Below are 14,684 nucleotides of genomic sequence, written 5' to 3' on the forward strand. Positions count from 1 at the left end.
TTGACCGCTAACCCCAGTGCATCGTTCGCCGAGATCTGGAAGAGCGTGGTTGCCGAACTCAACGGCGACCTCGGCGGCACCACCACGCTGACCGCCCAGCAACGGGCCTGGTTGCGCATGGTTCAGCCGCTCGTGCTCACCGAAGGCTTCGCGCTGCTGTCGGTGCCGACCCAGTTCGTCCAGAACGAGATCGAACGGCACCTGCGCGAACCGATCATCGCCGCATTGAGCCGACACCTCGGACAGCGCGTTGACCTGGGCGTTCGCATCGCGGTCCCGGATAGCGAGGACCGGCCGGCCCCATCGGAGTCCATGGAGGCACCCGAGCCCGAACCGCTCACCGCCGTCGATGACCTGGAAGACGACGCCGAAGAGCTGTCCAGCGCAGAAGAGACCTGGCCCCGGTACTTCAACCGGCCGCCCGCCGACGAATCGGCCGATCTGAGCCTCAACCGGCGCTACACCTTCGACACCTTTGTCATCGGGGCATCCAACCGCTTCGCGCACGCCGCGACGTTGGCCATCGCCGAAGCACCGGCCCGGGCTTACAACCCACTGTTCATCTGGGGTGAATCCGGTCTCGGCAAGACGCACCTGCTGCACGCGGCCGGCAATTACGCGCAGAAGCTCTTCCCCGGCATGCGGGTCAAGTACGTCTCGACCGAGCAGTTCACCAACGACTTCATCAACTCGTTGCGTGACGACCGGACCGCGTCGTTCAAACGCAGCTTCCGTGACATCGACGTGCTGCTCGTCGACGACATCCAGTTCATCGAAGGCAAGGAAAGCACTCAAGAAGAGTTCTTCCACACCTTCAATACGCTGCACAACGCGAACAAGCAGATCGTCATCTCGTCGGACCGGCCGCCGAAACAGCTCGCGACGCTGGAAGACCGGTTGCGGACCCGGTTCGAATGGGGTCTGATCACCGACGTCCAGCCGCCCGAACTGGAGACGCGCATCGCGATCCTGCGCAAAAAGGCACAGATGGATCGCCTGGACGTACCGGACGATGTGCTGGAACTCATCGCCAGCCGCATCGACCGCAATATCCGCGAGCTCGAGGGTGCGTTGATCCGCGTGACGGCGTTCGCGTCGCTCAACAAGACCATGATCGACAAGTCTCTGGCCGAGATCGTGCTGCGAGATCTCATCGCCGACGCCGGCACCACCCAGATCAGTATTGCCACGATCATGGCCGCCACCGCCGAGTACTTCGAGACAACCGTGGAGGAACTCCGCGGCCCCGGGAAGACCCGCGCGGTGGCCCTCTCCCGGCAGATCGCGATGTATCTGTGCCGGGAGCTCACCGACCTGTCATTGCCGCGCATAGGCCAGGCCTTCGGGCGCGACCACACCACGGTGATGTACGCCGAGCGCAAGATCAAGAAGGAAATGGCTTCGCGGCGTGAGGTTTTCGATCACGTCAAGGAACTCACCACCCGGATCCGGCAGCGGTCCAAGCACTGAATCTGGCTTTTTCGACACCGGCCCCAGGCGATCCTGCCTGCGGGCCGCTGTTGTTTTCCGGCACAAGCGTGCCCTTCATCTCACCCGGATCCGACGAGATCCAGGGCAATTTTCCGTTCGGCGGACCGCATCGTGAGAAAAAACTTTGGCATCACAAGCACCATTAGTCACGCGTTTCGGGCGTGCACAGCGCTGTGGACTACATGGGATAAACGCTGGGATTTTGCTCAGAACAATCCACATGGCCGGATCGCTCCACAAATACACGGATTGGATTAACGGCGCGTGCACAGTCTGCTCACAGCCCGAGATCCCGCCGCTGAGCCCCCGACCAGCAACTCCGTGGATCCATCCACAGCGTGCACAGCCCCTATTACTAATACCTTTAGATCTCTCTAGATCTTCTTCTAAAAGCAGTCCGTTGGGGAAACTCCCGGTGGACAGCCGGATCCCGACGGGTTTCCGGGGGTCGTCACAGGCTGTCCCGGCTGATCGTTTAGCTTTCAACTTCACGCAGAACGCTCTACGGTGTTCTTCGATAGCCGGAACCAACGCCGATGCATACGCACGCGCCCAGCGCCCATGCGACCTGCGTCGACTGGATCCGGCAGACAAGCGTGGTGGGGTTACAGCGAAGGGACGCTATGGACGTGGCGACGACAGCGGGTCTGACCGATTTGAAGTTCCGTCTCGTTCGGGAAGACTTCGCCGACGCCGTGGCATGGGTGGCCCGGATCCTGCCGTCCCGGCCCCTCAACCCGGTCCTGGCCGGTGTGCTGCTGACCGGCTCCGACGACGGTCTGACCATCTCCGGCTACGACTACGAGGTATCCGCCGAGGTGCGTGTCGCGGCTGAAATCTCCTCTCCCGGAAGCGTTTTGGTGTCGGGCAAGCTGCTCTCGGACATCACTCGGGCGCTGCCGGCCAAGCCCGTGGAGCTCAGCGTGGAGGGCACCCGCGTGGCGTTGAGCTGCGGTAGTGCCCGTTTCTCGCTGCCGACCATGGCAGTCGAGGACTACCCCGCGCTGCCGGGACTGCCGGACGAGACGGGCATCGTGCCCGCCAGCGTCTTCGCCGAAGCCATCGGTCAGGTGGCCGTCGCCGCCGGACGAGACGACACCCTCCCGATGCTGACGGGTGTCCGCGTCGAGATCTCGGGCGAGAAGGTCGTGCTGGCCGCCACCGATCGATTCCGCCTCGCTGTTCGTGAACTCACCTGGAATTCAGCGGTGCCGGATCTGGAAGCCGCCGTGCTGGTTCCGGCCAAGACATTGGCCGAGTCCGCCAAGTCCGGCGCCGACGGCACCGAGGTGCACTTGTCGCTGGGCGCCGGCCAGGCTGTCGGCAAGGACGGCATGCTGGGTATCCGCAGCAACGGCAAGCGCACCACCACGCGCCTGCTCGACGCGGAATTCCCGAAATTCCGTCAGCTGCTTCCCGCCGAGCACACCGCGGTTGCCACCATCGGCGTGGCCGAGCTGGCCGAGGCCATCAAGCGCGTCGCGCTGGTTGCCGATCGCGGCGCGCAGGTACGCATGGAGTTCGCCGACGACATCCTGCGGCTGTCGGCCGGTGCGGACGACGTCGGTCGCGCCGAGGAAGACCTCCCCGTGGAGTTCTACGGCGAACCGTTGACCATCGCGTTCAACCCGACCTACTTGACCGATGGTCTGGGCTCGTTGCATGCCGATCGGGTGACGTTCGGGTTCACGACACCCAGCAAGCCTGCGGTGTTGCGTCCGGCCGGGGAGAATCAGTACTCGGGATCCGGACCGTTCCCCGCCGGGGACACCGACTACGTGTACCTGTTGATGCCGGTGCGCCTGCCGGGCTGACCGGACCAGAACAGCGGAGGACGCACACATGCAGCTGGGGTTGATCGGCCTCGGAAAAATGGGCTTCAACATGCGCGAGCGGTTGCGCGGTGGTGGCCACGAAGTCATCGGGTACGACCCGCGACCGGAAGTCAGCGACGTACCGACGCTCGCCGCCCTCGCCGAGCAGCTCGAAGCGCCGCGCGTGGTGTGGGTCATGGTGCCGTCGGGTGAGATCACCCGCGAGACCATCGTGGATCTCGCCGAGGTGCTCAGCAGCGGCGACCTGGTGATCGACGGTGGGAACTCGCGTTACACTGAAGACGTTGTGCACGCAAAGCTGTTGGCGGACAAGGGAATCGGCTTCATTGACGCCGGTGTTTCCGGTGGTGTCTGGGGTCTGACCGAAGGCTACGGTCTGATGGTCGGCGGTAGCGACGATGATGTTGCGCGCGTGATGCCGATCTTCGATACGCTGCGGCCCGAGGGAGATCTCGCCGACGGCTTCGTCCACGCCGGCCCGGTCGGTGCCGGCCACTTCGCCAAGATGGTGCACAACGGCGTCGAGTACGCGTTGATGACCGCCTACGGTGAGGGTTACGAAATGCTGGCCGCCGAACCGTTGATCAAGGACCCGCAGGCGGTCTATCAAGCCTGGACCAACGGCACCGTCGTGCGGTCCTGGCTGCAGCAGCTGCTGGCCAAGGCGCTCAAGGAAGATCCCAAGCTCGAAGACATCAGTGGTTACACCGAGGATTCCGGTGAAGGCCGCTGGACGGTCGAGGAAGCCATCAGGCTGCGGGTCCCGGTGCCGGGTATCGCGGCGTCGCTGTTCGCGCGGTTCCTGTCCCGGCAGGATGACTCGCCGACCATGAAAGCCGTTGCGGCACTGCGTAACCAGTTCGGTGGCCACGCGGTACAGAGGGTCAGTAAGTCCGGCTAGGTGTTTGTTCGACAGCTCACCCTGACCGATTTCCGATCATGGCCCCGACTCGACCTGGAATTAGCGCCCGGCCGGACCGTATTCGTCGGCCAGAACGGCTTCGGTAAGACGAATATCGTTGAGGCCCTGTGGTATACCGCCACGCTGGGTTCTCACCGGGTGGCGTCGGACGCGCCCTTGATCCGGGCCGGCTGTGACCGTGCCGTCGTCTCGGCCATCGTCGTCAACGATGGCCGGGAACTTGCGGTGGATCTCGACATCACCGCCGGCCGCGCCAACAAGGCACGGCTGAACCGCTCCCCCGTCCGGTCCGCCCGGGAAATTCTCGGCGCCCTTCGGGCGGTGTTGTTCGCCCCCGAGGATTTGTCGTTGGTGCGAGGGGATCCCGGCGAACGCCGGCGTTACCTCGATGAACTGGCCAGCACCCGCCGGCCGCGGTTGGGCGGGGTCCGCGCGGACTACGAGAAAGTGGTCCGGCAGCGGACCGCACTGCTGAAATCTGCGGGCGCCAGCCGATTTCGTGGGAGCGACGCGGGTGCGCTCGAAACCCTCGACGTCTGGGACGGTCATCTGGCCAGCCACGGCGCCGAGCTGATCGCCGCCCGCGTCGGCCTGATCAATGAGTTACATCCGGAGATCGCCAAGGCCTACCACCTGCTGGCACCCGCGTCGCGGCCGGCGTCGGTGCGCTATCGCAGTTCGGTGGAGGCCGTCGAAGAACAGGCCGGCGCCGGCTCGGTCGACGTCGCGGCGTATCAGACCGCACTACTCGACGAACTGACCCGGCGCCGGTCGGCGGAACTCGAGCGCGGAGTCTGCCTGGTCGGGCCGCACCGCGACGACCTCGAACTACGCCTCGGCGACCAGCTCGCGAAAGGTTTTGCCAGCCACGGAGAATCGTGGTCGATGGCGCTGGCCCTCCGCCTCGGCGCATACGAGCTGCTGCGGACCGACGGCACCGATCCCGTCCTTCTCCTCGATGACGTGTTCGCCGAACTCGATTCGGCACGCCGCCGCGCCCTCGCCGACGTGGCACAATCGGCGGAGCAGGTTTTGGTCACCGCGGCGGTGCCCGACGACATTCCCCAGGACTGGGACGGCACCCGGGTCAATGTGGTGATGCGTGACGACGACGGCGGGCGGATTTCGGTGGTGGACGCATGAGCGAGGCTGGCCGAGCGAATGAACCGGATGGCGCGGCTGATCCTGCGACGCCGGATGTACCCGAAAGTGCTTTTCCGCCACCGCATCTCGCGCATCTAAAGGGTATGGACCTGGTGCGCCGCACGCTCGAGGAAGCCCGCGGCGCGGCTCGCAGCCAAGGAAAAGATGTCGGCCGGGGTCGTAATGCCCCCGTCTCCCAGACCCGGCGCGGCGGTGGTCGGCGGACCTGGTCCGGACCTGGGCCCGATCGCCGGGACCCACAGTTGTTGGGCTCGGCGACCATGGACATGGCACGCATCCGGGGTTGGTCCGGCCGGATGGCCGAAGGATCGGTGTTCGGCCAGTGGTCGACGGTGGTCGGCGACCAGATCGCGGAACACGCCTCGCCCACCTCCCTGCGCGAGGGCGTCCTGACCGTGACGGCCGAATCCACGGCCTGGGCGACCCAGCTGCGGATGGTGCAGTCCCAGATCTTGGCGAAAATCGCCGCCTCCGTCGGCGACGGGGTCGTCACGTCGCTGAAGATCGTGGGTCCGTCGGGCCCGACGTGGCAGAAGGGCCCGCGCAATTACGGCGCCCGCGGGCCGCGCGACACCTTCGGCTGAGTCAGTTGTGGGCGTCTCTGAGCGCGCCGATGCGTTGAAGATGACGCTTCTGAAGCGTCCGGACGCGACATGACCCGAGAAATTCCCCGCACGGCGCGAACAGACGTGTCAAAACGCTGTCAGAAAGTCAGTGCCGCCCGTCGATACCGGTAGACTGTCGACAGATCTGAGTGCGGTGTCCTCACCGCCCCCGCGAACCCCAAGGAGACGCGTCCGACGTGGCTGCCCAAAAGAAGGATGCGCCGGCTGAGTACGGTGCCGATTCGATCAAGGTCCTCGAAGGTCTGGAAGCGGTTCGTAAGCGTCCCGGTATGTACATCGGATCGACCGGCGAGCGCGGTCTGCACCACCTGATCTGGGAAGTTGTGGACAACGCGGTCGACGAGGCGATGGCCGGTTTCGCAACCAAGGTCGACGTCCGCATCCTGGAGGACGGCGGCGTCCAGGTCACCGATGACGGCCGCGGTATCCCCGTCGCGATGCACGCCACCGGGATCCCGACCATCGATGTGGTCATGACCGTGCTGCACGCCGGTGGAAAGTTCGAAGAAGGCGCCTACCAGGTGTCCGGTGGTCTGCACGGCGTCGGCGTCTCGGTTGTCAACGCCTTGTCGACGCGACTCGAGGCGGACATCCACAAAGACGGCTTCGAATGGCACCAGACGTATGACAGATCGGTCCCCGGCACGCTGCGCAAGGGTGAGCCGTCCAAGAAGACCGGTTCGACCATCCGGTTCTGGGCTGATCCGGACATCTTCGAGACCACGGTCTACGACTTCGAGACCATCGCCCGGCGTCTGCAGGAAATGGCCTTCCTGAACAAGGGCCTCACCATCGAGCTGACCGACGAGCGCGTCGCCCCCGCCGCGGTGGTCGACGAGGTCGTCAGCGATCACGCCGAAGCGCCCAAGACCGCTGAGGAAAAGGCCGCCGAAGCGGCGGGTCCGCAGAAGGTCAAGCACCGGACCTTCCACTACCCCGACGGTCTGGTCGACTTCGTCAAGCACATCAACCGCACCAAGAGCGCCATCCAGCAGAGCATCATCGACTTCGCTGGCAAGGGTGACGGCCATGAGGTCGAGATCGCCATGCAGTGGAACGCCGGGTATTCGGAGTCGGTGCACACCTTCGCGAACACCATCAACACGCATGAGGGCGGTACGCACGAAGAGGGTTTCCGCGCCGCGCTGACCACGGTGGTCAACAAGTACGCGCGCGACAAGAAGCTGCTGAAGGAAAAGGAAGCCAACCTCACCGGTGACGACATCCGTGAGGGTCTCGCGGCGGTCGTGTCGGTCAAGGTCCGGCAGCCGCAGTTCGAGGGCCAGACCAAGACCAAGCTGGGCAACACCGAGGTCAAGTCGTTCGTGCAGAAGATCTGCAACGAGCAGCTGACGCACTGGTTCGAGGCCAACCCTGCCGAAGCCAAAACGGTTGTCAACAAAGCGGTTTCGTCCTCCCAGGCGCGCCTCGCCGCGCGTAAGGCGCGTGAGCTGGTGCGCCGTAAGAGCGCGACCGATATCGGTGGTCTGCCCGGCAAGCTGGCCGACTGCCGCTCCACCGACCCGACGAAGTCCGAACTGTATGTGGTGGAGGGCGACTCGGCCGGTGGCTCGGCCAAGAGCGGTCGCGATTCGATGTTCCAGGCGATCCTGCCGCTGCGCGGCAAGATCATCAACGTCGAGAAGGCCCGCATCGACCGCGTGCTGAAGAACAACGAAGTCCAGGCCATCATCACCGCCCTGGGCACCGGTATTCATGATGAGTTCGACCTGTCGAAGCTGAGGTACCACAAGATCGTGCTGATGGCCGACGCCGACGTCGACGGCCAGCACATCTCGACCCTGCTGCTGACGCTGCTGTTCCGGTTTATGAAGCCGCTGGTCGAAAACGGCCACATCTTCCTGGCTCAGCCGCCGCTGTACAAACTGAAATGGCAGCGCAGCGAGCCGGAATTCGCCTACTCGGACCGCGAGCGCGATGGTCTGCTCGAAGCCGGCAAGGCGGCGGGTAAGCGGATCAACACCGACGACGGCATCCAGCGGTACAAGGGTCTGGGTGAGATGGACGCCAAGGAGCTGTGGGAGACCACCATGGATCCGTCCGTCCGCGTGCTCCGTCAGGTCACCCTCGACGATGCCGCCGCGGCCGACGAACTGTTCTCGATCCTGATGGGCGAGGACGTCGAAGCACGCCGCAGCTTCATCACCCGCAACGCGAAAGACGTCCGCTTCCTTGATGTTTAGCGGTCACCTCGCACCGAAGCACGGTGAGCCGGGGCCGACGCGACCACCAAAAATCAATGTTTAACGTGAAACAATCCGCAGAAGGAATTCGATGACCGACACCCTGCCTCCCGAAGGCGATCGGATCGAACCGGTCGACATCCAGCAGGAGATGCAGCGCAGCTACATCGATTACGCCATGAGCGTCATCGTCGGCCGCGCCCTCCCCGAGGTCCGCGACGGCCTCAAGCCGGTGCACCGCCGCGTGCTCTACGCCATGTACGACTCGGGCTTCCGGCCGGATCGTTCACACGCCAAGTCTGCGCGCTCGGTCGCCGAGACCATGGGTAACTATCACCCGCACGGTGACTCGTCGATCTACGACACCTTGGTCCGCATGGCCCAGCCGTGGTCGCTGCGCTACCCGCTGGTCGACGGTCAGGGAAACTTCGGCTCGCCGGGTAACGACCCCGCGGCCGCCATGCGTTACACCGAGGCCCGGCTCACCCCGCTGGCCATGGAGATGCTGCGTGAAATCGACGAGGAGACAGTCGATTTCATCCCGAACTACGACGGTCGTGTGCAAGAGCCGACCGTCCTGCCCAGCCGGTTCCCGAACCTGCTGGCCAACGGCTCCGGCGGTATCGCCGTCGGTATGGCCACCAACATCCCGCCGCACAACCTCCGCGAACTCGCCGAGGCGGTGTACTGGTGCCTGGAGAACCACGAAGCCGACGAGGAGGCGACCCTCGAAGCGGTGATGGAGCGGGTCAAGGGCCCGGACTTCCCCACGCACGGCCTAATCGTCGGGACGCAGGGGATCTCCGACACCTACCGCACCGGCCGCGGCTCGGTCCGGATGCGCGGCGTCGTCGAGATCGAGGAAGACGCCAAGGGCCGCACCTCGCTCGTCATCACCGAGCTGCCCTACCAGGTCAACCACGACAACTTCATCACCTCGATCGCCGAGCAGGTGCGCGACGGCAGGATCGCCGGCATCTCGAACATCGAGGACCAGTCCAGTGACCGCGTGGGTCTGCGCATCGTCGTCGACCTCAAGCGCGACGCCGTCGCCAAGGTGGTGCTGAACAACCTCTACAAGCACACCCAGCTGCAGACGAGCTTCGGCGCCAACATGCTGTCGATCGTCGACGGTGTGCCGCGCACCCTGCGCTTGGACCAGATGATCCGGTACTACGTCGCCCACCAGCTCGACGTGATCAACCGGCGTACCCGCTACCGCCTGCGCAAGGCCAACGAGCGGGCGCACATCTTGCGCGGTTTGGTGAAAGCCCTTGACGCCCTTGATGAAGTCATCGCGCTGATCCGCGCGTCGGCCAACGCCGACGCCGCCCGGACCGGCTTGATGGAGCTGCTCGACGTCGACGAGATCCAGGCCCAGGCCATCCTCGACATGCAGCTGCGTCGCCTGGCCGCCCTGGAACGGCAGCGCATCGTCGACGATCTGGCCAAGATCGAAGCCGAGATCGCCGACCTCGAGGACATCCTGGCCAAGCCCGAGCGGCAGCGCGCGATCGTCCACGACGAACTCAAGGAACTCGCCGACAAGTACGGCGACGACCGTCGCACCCGGATCATCGCGGCCGACGGCGACGTCACCGACGAGGACCTCATCCAGCGCGAGGACGTCGTCGTCACCATCACCGAGACCGGCTACGCCAAGCGCACCAAGACCGACCTCTACCGCAGCCAGAAGCGTGGCGGTAAGGGCGTGCAAGGTGCCGGGCTCAAGCAGGACGACATCGTCAACCACTTCTTCGTGTGCTCCACGCACGACTGGATCCTGTTCTTCACCACACAGGGTCGGGTGTACCGGGCGAAGGCCTACGACCTGCCGGAGGCCTCGCGCACCGCGCGCGGTCAGCACGTGGCCAACCTGCTGGCCTTCCAGCCGGAGGAGCGCATCGCTCAGGTCATCCAGATCAAGAGCTACGAGGACGCGCCTTACCTGGTGCTCGCCACCCGCAACGGTCTGGTGAAGAAGTCGAAGTTGGCTGACTTCGACTCGAACCGCTCCGGCGGCATCGTCGCGATCAACCTGCGCGACGGTGACGAGCTGGTCGGTGCGGTGCTGTGCTCGGCGGAAGAGGACCTGCTACTGGTTTCCGCCAACGGCCAGTCCATCCGGTTCTCGGCCACCGACGAGGCACTGCGGCCCATGGGCCGGGCCACCTCCGGTGTGCAGGGCATGCGATTCAACGAGGACGACCGGTTGCTGTCGCTCAACGTCGTGATCCCGGACACCTACCTGTTGGTCGCGACGGCCGGTGGTTACGCCAAGCGGACGGCCATCGACGAGTACACGGCGCAGGGCCGCGGCGGCAAGGGCATCCTCACGATCCAGTACGACCCGAAGCGTGGCAGTCTGGTCGGTGCGTTGATCGTCGATGACGACACCGAGTTGTATGCCATCACCTCCGGCGGTGGTGTCATCCGGACCGCGGCACGTCAGGTGCGCAAGGCCGGACGGCAGACCAAGGGTGTGCGGTTGATGAACCTGGGTGAGGGCGACACACTGATTGCCGTCGCGCGCAACGCCGAAGAGGCCGAGGGCGGCGACGATGCTGACACCGAGATCGAAACCGCGCCCGAGACCGAGACCGACGAAACGTAGTGCTGCGGCTGTCCCAGCCGCACCGATTGAAGGAGCCTCCAGGTGAGTTCCCCGAACGAGCCGGGATACACCCGCGCCGGTGACGGACCCGCGAGCAGCAATTCGTCTGCGGCCGGGCCGGCCACCGGATCGGGTGGCGGCGCCCATGCGGCCGACCAGAGCGGTGAGGCACCGCCCTGGCAGCGAGCCCGCACGGGGGCCCCGGCGGACGGACCCGCGGCTGCCGGCCAGAGCCTGGACGACCGGCTGAACCGGTTCGTCAGCGGCAGTGGGGCGTCTGGCGGTTCGGCTTCGGAAGCGGAGACGACCATCACGCCGGCCATCACTCCTGACACCCCGCCCCCGGCGCCGGCTGTTCCCCCGGTACCGGCTGTGACTCCGACGGGCAACGTGCCGCCGAAGCCGGTCCGCACGACCGAGACGGTCCGGACGGAAACGCGGCCCGACGCCGCGTACGCGAGCGAGATCCCGGACCTGTCCCGTCAGCCGCAGCGCCGGGCGGGCGAGCCGCGGGAGCCCCGCAGCACCGTCGCCACGGTCTCCCCGGCGCCGGCTCGTTCGGCGGCGCCGCGGTCCCGCGCGGGCGCCCGGCAGGAGGGCCCGGTGCGGGCCAGCATGCAGGTGCGCCGCGTCGATCCGTGGAGCGTGTTGAAAGTCTCGCTCGTGCTGTCGGTGGCGCTGTTCTTCGTCTGGATGATCGCCGTCGCGTTCCTGTACCTCGTCCTCGGTGGCATGGGTGTGTGGAGCAAGCTCAACAGCAACGTCGGTGATCTGCTCACCAGCGGTGGCGGCAGCGGCGGTGAATTGGTTTCTGCGGGCACGATTTTCGGTGGCGCGACCCTGATCGGGTTGGTCAACATCGTGCTCTTGACGGCGATGGCCACCGTGGCGGCGTTCGTCTACAACCTGACGACCGATCTGGTCGGCGGCGTTGAGGTGACGCTCGCCGATCGCGACTAGTCGGCAGGGCCTGCGGGCGCGACTGACGTCGCGTTTTGGGCGCAGAGGTACCCATACGGTAATCTCATCGCTCGGCCGCAAGGCCACTTTCGGGCCTATAGCTCAGGCGGTTAGAGCGCTTCGCTGATAACGAAGAGGTCGGAGGTTCGAGTCCTCCTAGGCCCACGGAAGTCGGTATCACCGACTCCCCCACCGGAAGGGTGCACCGTGAGATTGGTTCTGCTGGTGCTCGGTGCCATGGTCGCAGTCGCCGCCGGCTTCGTGTGGCGCACCAGGCATGGCGCAGAGGTCTGGCACTCCATTCAACCGGACACCATCGAGGGGCCTTAGCTCAGTTGGTAGAGCGCTGCCTTTGCAAGGCAGATGTCAGGAGTTCGAATCTCCTAGGCTCCACAAACTCGCGGCAGTACAGAAGCGGGTCCGAATCATCGGCGCCGCTTTTTTGTTGGCAGCGCTCCGCCTCCAAGGACGCTCCAATTATGCGGTCCTACCCTGGCCGTCATGACGACAGAGATCAGCTACGCCAAGTGGATGTTGCCGCTGTCGGCACCGTTTGGCCTCGGACCGAAACACAGCGAGGTCGACATACGCGATGGCGCGCTGCATGTCGCCATGGGGTGGGGCTTCTCCGCCGGGATCCCGTTGAGTTCCATCACCAAAGCCAGCCGCTGGGAGGGGCGCATCACGTCCTGGGGCGTGCACGGCTTCCGAGGACGGTGGTTGGTCAACGGTTCGTCGGACGGCGTGGTGGCACTGACCATGGATCCACCGGTCACGGCGAAGGTGTGCGGCGTGCCGGTGACGCTGCGGGAGCTCGGGGTCAGCGTCACAGACCCCGACGCTCTCATCGCGGCATGCACCACGACCGATTGACGGAGCGGAGTGGCAGTGTCCTAGCCGCAGGCCAGGCCACGGATCCCGTGCCATAGCCATTCGGTGGTGGTGTCGACGATGTCGCGGCGAGATACCTCCGGATGGTTGAGCCACCACGTGGAGACGCCCCTGATGGACGAAGTCAGAAGGACGAGCTTTGCCTCGAGCAAGGGGCTGTCGGCCGGAACCCCCGCGCTGGCCAGGTCGCCAGCCAGTGCGGTGCCAAGGGCTTGATCGGCCGTCTGGCTGAGTTGAAGGCCCACTTCGGCGATTTCCGGGTCGGCAAGAGAGTCGAGCGCGAGGATGCGAAACGCGAGCGGACGCGTTTGCAAGAACTCGAAGTGTGTATCCAGCACTGCCGCCACGCGGTCGCGAGGCGTTCCGGTGCTGCCCGAAATCCGTTCGGACAGCACGGCCACCAAGGCCGTCACCTCGTCGGCCAAGAACGACAGCACCAATTCCTTCTTTGACGGGAAATGGTCGTAGACGACCGTTCGCGTCACCCCCGCCTCGGCAGCGATGTCGCCGATCGACACGTCGTCATATGGGCGTTCTGCCAGCAAAGTGCGGGCCGCGTCGACGATCAGCACGCGCCGCTGCGCGCCGTTCATTCGTCGCTTCTCGGCCATCGGGAAAACAGTAACCGACACTGATGTCTGTTGACAACCGACACCTGTGTCGGTAATCCTCTGGACATGAAATCCGCCGCGGCGATCGACGCCGCCACACCGGGCCGGACACCGACGGAATTCCTGTATTGGCAGCGCATCAACGACCCAGTCGTGCAGCGTGCGCGCAAAGCGTGGCAGAAGGTGTGGCGATTCGATCCCCAGCCGTCCGACGACTACGTCCGGAGGTTCGCGCAGGCCTACTACCACGCAGACCCGGTGGCAGAGGCGTTCGTCGACGAGGTGTACCTCGGCGAGATCGGGCCGAAGGCCGGCCGCGAGATGCTGGACCAGGCACTGGACCACGGCATCGAATCGGTCCCCAATGCGCCGGCGTCAATGGTCAGGTTGTTCGAGGAATTCGAGACGGCGCCGGACTGGCTCGACCAGGAGCTCATGGAGAAGGGCGCCAAGGTATTTCGGCGCTGGGGCACGGCAGTGTTCAGCTTCGCCACCACCAGCACGCTCGAGATGTACTCGGAAAGTTCGATCACCAAGCCGCTGTCATACGCGGGCGGATACGCCGGAGACAAGGCCCACAAGCGCCAGATGGAGACGGTGCGGTTCTGGATCGACGTGTCCGAGCCGGATGGCCTGGGCCCGGGTGCGCGCGGGCGGGCGACGGCCATGAGGGTGCGCATCATGCACGTGTTCATCAGGCGCAAGCTGATGCAGCGACCCGAATGGAACTTGGATGCCTGGGGCGTGCCGATCAGCATCGGTGATGCGTCGCTCACATTGATGGGCGGCAGCATCGTCCCCGGGCTCGCGCTGTGGAGCGCCGGACACCAGACCACGATCACCGAAATCGAAGCGACGCTGCACTTTTGGCGCTACGTCGGGCACCTCCTTGGCGTGCAGCCGGATTGGTATCCACGCGACTTCCGGGAGTCCGTTCAGTTGATGTTCGCGGCATTCGTGAAGCGGGCATACACCGCCGGCGACGACGGCAAGGAGCTCGTTGAGTCGTACCTGCCCGCGTTCAAGCCCAAACCGGGTACGCCGTTGCGCAAGCGGATCCGCGACGAATTCAACTACCGGCTGCAGATCGGCTACACCGGTGTCTGGCTGCTGCCCACCACCTACTCCCGGCACCGCATGCCGCGGCGGATGCCATGGGTGCTCATGCCCGCAGTGGCTGCGCCCGTGACATTTGTGATGGAGACCGTACGCCGCGTAGTGCCCCGCCTCGACGATGTCGCGGACACGGTGCAGCGCCGACGGCGTGAAGCCTGGTACCGCAATGAAATGGGCGACGCCGCCGCGGAATTCACCCCGGTTGAGGAATTCCGCCGCTGACGAGGGTGAGCTTGTGTGCCAAATCCGG

At 65.2% G+C, this 14,684-nt stretch carries 12 protein-coding genes and 2 tRNA genes; 13 read left to right on the plus strand and 1 reads right to left on the minus strand.

Going from position 1 to position 14,684, the window contains the following annotated elements:
• The 12 genes from dnaA (at position 1) to ACX12F_RS00060 (ending at position 12,689) form a co-directional block, all read left to right on the plus strand.
• The gene (gene dnaA, locus ACX12F_RS00005; protein ID WP_459367700.1) at positions 1-1,470 is read left to right on the plus strand and encodes a chromosomal replication initiator protein DnaA; all 1,470 of its coding nucleotides are present in this window, start codon (positions 1-3) and stop codon (positions 1,468-1,470) included.
• A 644-nt stretch (positions 1,471-2,114) separates the two neighbouring features.
• Entirely contained in the window at positions 2,115-3,305 is a 1,191-nt protein-coding gene (dnaN, locus tag ACX12F_RS00010; RefSeq protein WP_459367701.1) for a DNA polymerase III subunit beta, read from the plus strand.
• Between the two features lie 28 nt (positions 3,306-3,333).
• Positions 3,334-4,227: a phosphogluconate dehydrogenase (NAD(+)-dependent, decarboxylating) gene (gene gnd / locus ACX12F_RS00015; protein ID WP_459367702.1), complete on the plus strand. Its 894-nt coding sequence runs from the start codon at positions 3,334-3,336 to the stop codon at positions 4,225-4,227.
• Entirely contained in the window at positions 4,228-5,391 is a 1,164-nt protein-coding gene (gene recF / locus ACX12F_RS00020; protein ID WP_459367703.1) for a DNA replication/repair protein RecF, read from the plus strand.
• 104 nt (positions 5,392-5,495) lie between these two features.
• Positions 5,496-5,996, plus strand: a complete 501-nt coding sequence (locus tag ACX12F_RS00025; protein WP_459367704.1) for a DUF721 family protein — start codon at positions 5,496-5,498, stop codon at positions 5,994-5,996.
• A 218-nt stretch (positions 5,997-6,214) separates the two neighbouring features.
• Positions 6,215-8,242 carry a DNA topoisomerase (ATP-hydrolyzing) subunit B gene (gyrB, locus tag ACX12F_RS00030; protein ID WP_459367705.1) on the plus strand — a complete coding sequence of 676 codons (2,028 nt, stop codon included), beginning with the start codon at positions 6,215-6,217 and terminating at the stop codon, positions 8,240-8,242.
• Between the two features lie 91 nt (positions 8,243-8,333).
• On the plus strand, positions 8,334-10,856 hold the full coding sequence (gene gyrA / locus ACX12F_RS00035; protein WP_459367706.1) for a DNA gyrase subunit A: 2,523 nt from the start codon (positions 8,334-8,336) through the stop codon (positions 10,854-10,856).
• A 42-nt stretch (positions 10,857-10,898) separates the two neighbouring features.
• Positions 10,899-11,816, plus strand: coding sequence for a DUF3566 domain-containing protein (locus ACX12F_RS00040; RefSeq protein ID WP_459367707.1), 918 nt, complete (start codon positions 10,899-10,901; stop codon positions 11,814-11,816).
• Positions 11,817-11,907: 91 nt separating this feature from the next.
• A tRNA-Ile gene (locus ACX12F_RS00045) sits at positions 11,908-11,981 on the plus strand.
• A 42-nt stretch (positions 11,982-12,023) separates the two neighbouring features.
• Positions 12,024-12,146 (plus strand): hypothetical protein, encoded by a 123-nt coding sequence (locus ACX12F_RS00050; protein ID WP_459367708.1) that lies wholly within the window; start codon positions 12,024-12,026, stop codon positions 12,144-12,146.
• Positions 12,137-12,209: transfer RNA gene (locus tag ACX12F_RS00055), tRNA-Ala, on the plus strand. Before ACX12F_RS00050 ends, ACX12F_RS00055 begins: the two co-directional genes overlap by 10 nt.
• A 108-nt stretch (positions 12,210-12,317) precedes the next feature.
• Positions 12,318-12,689 carry a hypothetical protein gene (locus tag ACX12F_RS00060; protein ID WP_459367709.1) on the plus strand — a complete coding sequence of 124 codons (372 nt, stop codon included), beginning with the start codon at positions 12,318-12,320 and terminating at the stop codon, positions 12,687-12,689.
• Between the two features lie 20 nt (positions 12,690-12,709).
• On the opposite strand, the gene ACX12F_RS00065 is transcribed toward ACX12F_RS00060, so the two are convergent.
• Complete coding sequence (locus ACX12F_RS00065) at positions 12,710-13,318, minus strand: TetR/AcrR family transcriptional regulator (protein ID WP_459367710.1); 609 nt, start codon at positions 13,316-13,318, stop codon at positions 12,710-12,712.
• 66 nt (positions 13,319-13,384) lie between these two features.
• Between ACX12F_RS00065 and ACX12F_RS00070 the strand changes: the two genes are divergently transcribed.
• A complete protein-coding gene (locus tag ACX12F_RS00070) occupies positions 13,385-14,656 on the plus strand; it encodes an oxygenase MpaB family protein (RefSeq protein ID WP_459367711.1) in 1,272 nt (423 codons plus the stop codon).
• Positions 14,657-14,684 lie beyond the last annotated feature (28 nt).

The organism is Mycolicibacterium sp. HS_4_1 (genome assembly GCF_054515875.1).

What these genes read in the sequence shown, in the direction of transcription:
- ACX12F_RS00060 (WP_459367709.1), top strand. Translation starts at nt 12,318, where the DNA reads ATGACGACAGAGATCAGCTACGCCAAGTGGATGTTGCCGCTGTCGGCA.
- gnd (WP_459367702.1), top strand. Translation starts at nt 3,334, where the DNA reads ATGCAGCTGGGGTTGATCGGCCTCGGAAAAATGGGCTTCAACATGCGC.
- ACX12F_RS00025 (WP_459367704.1), top strand. Translation starts at nt 5,496, where the DNA reads ATGGACCTGGTGCGCCGCACGCTCGAGGAAGCCCGCGGCGCGGCTCGC.
- gyrA (WP_459367706.1), top strand. Translation starts at nt 8,334, where the DNA reads ATGACCGACACCCTGCCTCCCGAAGGCGATCGGATCGAACCGGTCGAC.
- dnaN (WP_459367701.1), top strand. Translation starts at nt 2,115, where the DNA reads ATGGACGTGGCGACGACAGCGGGTCTGACCGATTTGAAGTTCCGTCTC.
- ACX12F_RS00070 (WP_459367711.1), top strand. Translation starts at nt 13,385, where the DNA reads ATGAAATCCGCCGCGGCGATCGACGCCGCCACACCGGGCCGGACACCG.
- ACX12F_RS00065 (WP_459367710.1), bottom strand. Translation starts at nt 13,318, where the DNA reads ATGGCCGAGAAGCGACGAATGAACGGCGCGCAGCGGCGCGTGCTGATC.